Source organism: Streptomyces sp. NPDC097619, assembly GCF_040302735.1.
In the GTDB taxonomy this organism is placed as follows: domain Bacteria; phylum Actinomycetota; class Actinomycetes; order Streptomycetales; family Streptomycetaceae; genus Streptomyces.
The window spans coordinates 1-1,344 of the sequence record NZ_JBEOSD010000330.1; the positions used below are offsets into that span (position 1 = coordinate 1).

At 69.7% G+C, this 1,344-nt stretch carries 1 protein-coding gene; it reads right to left on the reverse strand.

Annotation, left to right across the window (positions count from 1 at the left end; all coding sequences use genetic code 11):
* Positions 1-25: 25 nt before the first annotated feature.
* Positions 26-1,231 (reverse strand): IS110 family RNA-guided transposase, encoded by a 1,206-nt coding sequence (locus ABTZ17_RS36820; RefSeq protein ID WP_352200183.1) that lies wholly within the window; start codon positions 1,229-1,231, stop codon positions 26-28.
* Positions 1,232-1,344 lie beyond the last annotated feature (113 nt).

Genomic DNA, 1,344 nt, shown 5'->3' on the forward strand with positions numbered 1-1,344 from the left:
CCCCGAAGGAATCTCAATGACGAAGTCAAGCTGCCTGCGTGACCGGTGGGGCGGAGGTGAACAGCCTCTTGTCACGCAGCATCGCCCAGAGCACGTCGACCCGGCGGCGGGCGAGCGACAGCAGCGCCTGGGTATGGAGCAGGCCCTCGGCACGCTTCTTCAGGTAGTAGTCGCGGGACGGACCGGGCCGCATCATGGCGGTCTGGGCGGCCAGGTAGAAGACGTGCCGCAGCCGCCGGTTGTAGCGCTTGGGCCGGTGGTAGTTGCCGGTCCGGCGGCCGGAGTCCCGGGCGACCGGGGCCAAGCCGGCGTGCGAGGCGAGGCGCCCCGCGTCCTGGTAGCCGGACAGGTCGCCGACGATGGCGACGAACTCGGCGCCCAGGATGGGGCCCATGCCGGGCATGGACTCGATGATCTCGGACCGCTCGTCGGTGCGGAAGGTCTCGCGGATCTCCCGGTCGTTGTCCTTGATCCGGTCGTCCAGGGCCAGGAGCTGGTGGGCGAGGTCGCAGACCAGCTTCGCGGCCCGCTTCTCGCCCGGCAGGGCGATCTGCTGGGACTGGGCCGCCTTGACGGCCTTGGCCGCGACGGCGTCGGCGCCTCGGACCTTGCGGCGCTCCAACCAGGTCGTCAGCCGCTTGACGCCGATCCGCCGCAGGGCTGCCGGGGTCTGATACTCGGTCAGCACGACGACAGGGCCCTTGGCCGCGGAGTAGTCGAAGGCCCGTTCCAGAGCGGGGCAGATGCCGACCAGAAGGTCGCGCAGCCGGTTGATCAACCGGACCCGGTCAGCGATCAGGTCGGCCCGGTAGTTGGTCAGCACCCGGAGCGTGGCGACCAACTCGGCGGGGGTGGTCAGCTGGGCGAAGCCCTTCGGGCGCATTCGGGCCTGGTCGGCAATGACGCGCGCGTCCTTGGCGTCGGTCTTGCCCTCGCCCTGGTAGGCGCCGGACATGCGGCTCACCGTGCGGCCGGGCACGTAGACGACGTGCTGCCCGTGCGTGATCAGCAGGGCCAGCAACAGGGTCGAGGCCCGGCCGGAGATGTCCACCGCCCACCGCACCTCGCCCGCCCTCTCCCGGGCCGTCTCGATGAGGGCAAGGATCTGCGACTCGTCGTTGATCACCTTCGTCGAGAACACCGTCTCGCCGTCGGCGTCGACCGCCACCGCCCAGTGATGGCCCTTGCCGGCGTCGATGCCGACCCATATCCGCTCGTGAGACGTGCTCAAGCCCGTCGCTCCGTTCCACCGTGACCAGCATCTCCGTGGCCCGAAGAACACTCCGCCGACAGGTCCCTAACCAGCGATGACCGCAGTTCTCAATCAGTGGTCGGAGCGTCCCG